The organism is Sphingobium sp. IP1 (assembly GCF_002708645.1).
Classification (GTDB): Bacteria; Pseudomonadota; Alphaproteobacteria; order Sphingomonadales; family Sphingomonadaceae; genus Sphingobium; species Sphingobium yanoikuyae.
Genome location: NZ_NOIW01000186.1, coordinates 1 through 5606, shown reverse-complemented (window position 1 = coordinate 5606; position 5606 = coordinate 1). Strand labels below are relative to the sequence as shown.

The 5606-nt window shown below is 63.6% G+C and carries 5 protein-coding genes; 1 reads left to right on the top strand and 4 read right to left on the bottom strand.

All coding sequences use genetic code 11. The annotated features are described in order from the left end of the window. Positions 1-439, top strand: a 439-nt coding sequence (locus tag CG471_RS28760) for an RcnB family protein (RefSeq protein ID WP_099234540.1), incomplete at its 5' end; no start/stop codon positions are given. Between the two features lie 54 nt (positions 440-493). On the opposite strand, the gene CG471_RS28755 is transcribed toward CG471_RS28760, so the two are convergent. The 4 genes from CG471_RS28755 to CG471_RS28740 form a co-directional block, all read right to left on the bottom strand. Beyond that, the gene (locus CG471_RS28755) at positions 494-1123 is read right to left on the bottom strand and encodes a class I SAM-dependent methyltransferase (protein ID WP_099234539.1); all 630 of its coding nucleotides are present in this window, start codon (positions 1121-1123) and stop codon (positions 494-496) included. Between the two features lie 119 nt (positions 1124-1242). Beyond that, on the bottom strand, positions 1243-2484 hold the full coding sequence (locus CG471_RS28750) for a dipeptidase (protein ID WP_099234538.1): 1242 nt from the start codon (positions 2482-2484) through the stop codon (positions 1243-1245). Further along, a complete protein-coding gene (locus tag CG471_RS28745; protein WP_099234537.1) occupies positions 2484-4862 on the bottom strand; it encodes a TonB-dependent receptor in 2379 nt (792 codons plus the stop codon). Before CG471_RS28745 ends, CG471_RS28750 begins: the two co-directional genes overlap by 1 nt. A 337-nt stretch (positions 4863-5199) precedes the next feature. Then, positions 5200-5606, bottom strand: a 407-nt coding sequence (locus tag CG471_RS28740) for an enoyl-CoA hydratase-related protein (RefSeq protein WP_257211728.1), incomplete at its 5' end; no start/stop codon positions are given.

Sequence of the window (5606 nt, the reverse complement as noted above, 5' to 3'; positions counted from 1 at the left end):
CCGGCCCGGTGCCTCTCGCCCGCAACCGCCCCGCCCCGGACAACCTTCGCCCGGTCCGGGCCAGCCAGGTGGACCGGCAGTTCAACCACCCCGACCGGGTGGCCCTTCGCCCCAGCCGCCGCGTCCCGGTGGTCCGGGCGTCCAGCCACCACGGCCAGGCCAGCCGCATCGCCCCGGCGCCGGCCGTCCGCCCAATTTCCGGCCGATCCCCGGCCCGGCCTTCCGCTATCCCCATGGCTATCGCTATCGGCGCTGGACGGTCGGCCTGTTCCTGCCGGCGGTCTTCTTCTCCAGCTATTATTATTACAACGACTATTGGCGCCTGGGCCTGGGCGCGCCGCCCTATGGCTATCGCTGGATCCGCTATGGCCCCGACCTGCTGCTGGTCGAGGTCCGGTCGCGCCGCGTGGTCGATGTCGTCTATGGCGCCTTCTACTGAGGCAGAAACAGGAAGGGCCGCATCATCCGATGCGGCCCTTTTCTCTTGTCCCGATCATTCGCCCCGTCGGGTGAAGCGGAAGACGGTTGCCGGCGGGAAATTGCGCACCGTATGGCCGGCGCGGACGACCTCCAGACCTAGCTGGTCCAGCACCGCACGGCTGACCGGCGGTCGCGTCGAATAGGTGAACTGCACCAGGCTACCGCCCGGCTTCAGCATGCGGAAAGCTTCGGACAATATGTCGATATGCATCGCGCGGTCCATCGCCAGCAGCGGCAGGCCGCTGACCACGGTCTGATAGTCGCCGGGGCCACCGGTGGCGGCGACCGAGACGATCTGCGCCGGCGTCTCCAGGATCGAGACATGGGGGAAATGACGCCGCAGCCCGCGCGCGAAGGCGGGGTTGATCTCCACCACCTCCAGCCGGTCGGCCGGCAGGCCGGTTTCCAGGATGGCGCGGGTGAAGACGCCCGTGCCCCCGCCCAGTTCCAGCACGCGGCCGCCCTGCGGATCGATGTCGGCCACCATCAGCCGCGCCAGATAGCGACTGCTGGGCACGACCGAGGCGGTCTGCCGGGGCTTCTTCACCCAGGCGGCGAGGAAATCGAGATATTCGGTGGCGCGGGCGCGAAACTCGCTGTTCGGCAGGGCGATTGCCCGGCTGCGCTTCGGCTTGTGCTGCATGGGCGAAATGCGACCGCTCCTTTCTGGTGCCGACTCCCCTTAGCGGGCCGGAGCGCCCCCGTCGATTGGCTTAACAAGATTTCATGCCGGACCAGCAACGGCCGGTCCGGCACAAGTCCTTATTTCTGCTTGCCCGCCTCGGCCGCGGCCAGCACGCGCAGCACATTGCCGGACCAGATTTTCTGTAAGTCAGCCTCGCTATAGCCGGCCTTCAGCAGGGCATCGGTGATCTTGGGCAGATCGACCACATCCTCCATGCCGACGACACCGCCGCCGCCGTCCCAATCGAGGCCGATGCCGACATGATCGGGGCCGACAACCTTCAGCGCATGCAGCATATGCGCCATGAAATCGTCGAAGGTCGGCCGGTCGGTGTCGGGATAGAGCCGGTCAATCTCCTGCCGCTTGGCGAGCATCGCGGCCCGCGCCTCGGGCGAAACCTTGGCGTCCTCCCGCATCTGGCTGTAAAGCGCCATCAGCGCCTTCTGCCGCTCGGGATTGGGCTTGGATGCGCGCAGATAGGCGCCATAGGCGTTCATCTGGATCACGCCGCCCTTGGCCGCCAGCGCCTTCAGATGATCGTCATCGATGTTGCGCGGATGGTCATAGACCGCCTTGCAACCCGAATGGGTCAGCAGCACCGGCGTGGTCGACAGCGCCAGCAGATCGTCCAGCACCTGGTCTGAGCTGTGCGAGGCGTCGGGCACGATGCCGAGGCGGTTCATTTCCTTCAGCAATTCCTTGCCGAGCGGACTGAGGCCGCCATAGCGCGGCTTCTTCGACGGATCGGTCGAGCTGTCGGCGAACTGGTTATGCGCGAAATGGGCAAAACCCGACACCCGCACGCCCATGTCGTAGAATGTCTTGATCAGCGAGATATCCTCGCCGAGCGGATAGGCATTTTCGATCGACATATAGACGATGCGCTTGCCCGCTGCGGCGATCGGCGCGGCGTCCTTCGCCTCCAGCGCCAGCGTGAAATTGTCGGGGTCGGCCGCCACCATCGATCGGATCGACATGCCGCGCAGCAGCGCGAAATCGCGCGCCTTGCGGAAGCCCTCGACCGTCAGCGGCCCCTGCCCGGTGTAGATCGCCCAGAAGCCGCCATCCAGGCCGCCCTTCTTCATCCGCGGCAGGTCGACCTGGGTATAGTCGCTATGGACGCCATGCTCCTCGTCGATCGACCAGTCGGGCAGGTCGAGCGAGGCCGGAGTATCAAGATGGCTGTCGAGCGTGATCAGCTTCTGGTGCAGCTGATAAACCTGTTTCGACACGCCCCCCGTCGCAGATTTTGGCTGGGCCTGTGCCGCAATCGGGAGCAGCGCGACCAGCGCTGCCCCCATCAGATAAGCATTCCGCATCAGATTTCGCCCGAAATGGTGAACTGGAAGGTGCGTGGGGACAGCGGCCGGAAGGCACCGTCGCCCGTCACCGACGAGGAGATGTAGGACAGCGTGTCCTTGTCGAAGATATTGTCGACGTTGAAGCGCGCCTTGATGCTCTTCACCGGGCCGAAGCTCCAGCCGTCGCCAATATCCACATAGCCGCTGAACACGGTGTAGGCCGGCACGCTGGAGCCTGCCGTGTTGGTGAAGGTCGACCAGCGCTTCGACGTATATTTGCCGCTGATGTTGGCGACCAGCCAGCTTGCCGGCTCGATCGTGACGCCACCGCTGACGATCCACTTGGCGCTGTCGGGGATATATTTGCCGGAGGTCGCATAGGTGACCGACGCGACGATATCGTCCTGGAACTTGGCGTTGTTATAGGTGACGTTGGCGTTGGCATAGGCCAGGCCGTTGAGGAAGGCCGGCTTGTAGGTACCGCTGGCCTCCACGCCATAGGATTCGACCCGGCCGACATTCTGGTAGAAGGTTTCGGTGGTGCTGCCACCGCCTTCCTGGAAAGTGGTGATCGACTGGATGCGGTTCTTGAACTTGGTGTAATAGCCCGCGATCGAGGCGTAGAGCTGCCCCTGATTGGTGCGGAAGCCGATTTCCATATTCAGCGAGCGTTCTGCCTTGGGCTGGGGCACCAGCGCCGACGTGCCGGTACGCGTCACGGCATAGATATCGTCCATGCCCTTGGGCAGCGCCATCGTCTCGGCATAGGAGGCGAATATCTGGCTGCGTTCGTTGATCTTGAACAGCAGGCCGGCCATCGGCAGGAACATGTCGCGATAATGGGCCGTGTTATACTGCGGCCCCCAGCCTGCGACCGCCGTGCCACCCACGACGCGATAATAGTCGTCGAAATCGCGATAGCCGCCGAGGCTGTAGTCCAGCATCAGCCCCTTGAAACCGGCATCCAGAACCAGCCGGTCATCCATCAGCTTGAGCGTGTCCTTCAGGAATATCTGCAGCGTGTCGCGCTTGGACCGATAGTCGCGGCGCAGATAGACCAACTCGTCCAGATTGGGCTCGCCATCGGGGGCGCCATCCATCGTGTTGTAGCGCGCCTGGGTGCGGTGATATTTGTCGACTTCGGCCCAGATGCCGCCTTCCACGACATTATTGCCGCTTTCCCAGTGCAGCTTGGTGGTCACGCCATAGCGATCGCCGCCGACGCCCGACCGGCCATATTGCACGCCCTTGGGCGCGGTCACGTCCAGACCGGCGGCCGCCTGTGCCGTGTAGCGGCTCAGCGAGTTGCTATAGCTGTCGGGCGAGACGCCGTAGCCATTCTTGTCCTCATAATAGAGGGTCGATTCCGCCCAGACGCCGTCGGCGATACCCAGGTGGAAGGTGCCGCCATAAAGCTTGTCCTTCCGCACGTTGATCGCGAGGTTGTAGACATTGGTGTAGTTGGAATTGGAATAATAGACGCCCGCCGCCGTCGGCGCGAAGCCGGTCGTGGTGTTGGGCACATTCTCGATATAGGCGAAATCGCGACCACAGGCGCCGACCACGCTCTTCACCGTGCAATTATATTGGGCGCGGGTGATCGTCGGCGAGTCATAGTCGAAGAAGTCATTCGACACGAACTTGAAGCGCGCCCAGCTGTCGCCGCCCAGATCGGCATGAATCTGGCCTTCCCAATGTTCGCGATCGACCGAACCAGGGCCGCGCCACAGGTCGCTGTCCAGCTTGGTGCGGCTGACATAGGCCTTGAACGGGCCAACCCGGCCAGTGCTGGCGCGGATGAAGGTGCGCTTCATATTATTGTCGCCAAAGCTCTGCGACACGAACAGGCCCATTTCCTCCTGCGGGGCGATGCTGTTATATTGCACCACCGGGCCGAGGCTGGAATAGCTTGGCAGGCCGACATCGGCGGCGCCGACGGAGGCTTCCACCACGCCCAGATTTTCATTGTCGACATAGCGGAAGACAGGGCTGCCGCCGAAAGCGTCGCTGCGGCCGGTCGGGATGCCGTCGACCACGAAGCCGATCTGGTCGAGGTTGAAGGCGCGGGTCTGGACGCTGTTGCCAAATTCATAGAGGCCCAGCGCACCATCGGTCTGGACGTTGAAGCCGGGCAGTTGCTCCAGCATCTTCAGGCCCGAAATGCCCGACGGCGCCGACAGCAGCGCCTCGCGCGTGACGGCGACGACATTGTTGATCTTGTCTTCGCCGATCGCTTCCGACGATTGCGAGATACGACGACCGGTCACGGTGATCGTGCTATCCTCATCCGCCGGTGCCGCTTCCTGGGCCAGGGCGGCGGATGACAGCGCGCCGGTGCAGCAGGCAAGCAGAAGCGCAGCGCGCGAAACGCGACGGACAGACGAAATCGAAGACATAGAGGCTCCCTGTAGGCCCTGCAAAAGGGCAGTTCGCGCCAATCAGGAGCGCCCGCCCCTTCGAGCTATCGCGCCGTTCCTCCCCGGACCCTGGCCTGTCGATCATCCCTTCGGGCGACCGCAGATCATGTCATCCAATTGTCATCTGAAACGAGCCCTTTGGGAAAATCCACCACGCGCTTATGATGATTTCTCAAGCGCAACGAGGCCCCTCAAAGCATTGAGATTTCGCAATCAATGCCCGTTCCCTCGCACGCGCGCACAAAAAATCCTCCCCAGGCCTGGCCCGGGGAGGATCAAAAAATTGCATGCCCTCTTCTTTTCGAAGAAGGATCCCTCAGCGCCCCTTCCAGACGCCCGGACGCTTCTCGACGAAGGCGGTCATGCCTTCCTTCTTGTCTTGCGTCGCGGTCAGGATCTGGAACAGGCGGCGCTCGGTCAAAATGCCCTGGGCCAGGTTGGTCTCGAACGCGATATTGACCATTTCCTTGTTCACCATCGCCGCCATCGGCGGCATCGCCGCGATCGCGGCGGCGGTCTTGAGCGCATCGTCCAGCAACTCGGCCGCCGGTACGATCCGCGCGACCAGGCCAGCGCGCTCAGCCTCCTCGGCGCCCATCATCCGGCCGGTCAGGCACATCTCCATCGCCTTGGCCTTGCCCACCGCGCGGGTCAGGCGCTGCGACCCGCCCATGCCCGGCGCCACGCCCAGCTTCACCTCGGGCTGGCCGAACTTGGCGGTAT